This is a genomic window from Enterobacter sp. EC_50 (assembly GCF_019584525.1).
In the GTDB taxonomy this organism is placed as follows: domain Bacteria; phylum Pseudomonadota; class Gammaproteobacteria; order Enterobacterales; family Enterobacteriaceae; genus Enterobacter; species Enterobacter roggenkampii.
The window spans coordinates 1-231 of record NZ_VDAF01000116.1 but is presented as its reverse complement, the minus strand read 5'-3'; the positions used below and the strand labels follow the sequence as shown (position 1 = coordinate 231).

The window sequence follows — 231 nt, the reverse complement described above, 5'->3', positions numbered from 1 at the left end:
CCCCTATACGGTTAACCTTGCTACAGAATATAAGTCGCTGACCCATTATACAAAAGGTACGCAGTCACACCACGAAGGTGCTCCCACTGCTTGTACGTACACGGTTTCAGGTTCTGTTTCACTCCCCTCGCCGGGGTTCTTTTCGCCTTTCCCTCACGGTACTGGTTCACTATCGGTCAGTCAGGAGTATTTAGCCTTGGAGGATGGTCCCCCCATATTCAGACAGGATAC

Annotated in this window: 1 rRNA gene; it reads right to left on the bottom strand. The window is 50.6% G+C overall.

Annotation, left to right across the window (positions count from 1 at the left end):
• Positions 1-231: ribosomal RNA gene (locus tag FHC48_RS23910) — 23S ribosomal RNA — on the bottom strand; the annotation flags it as partial.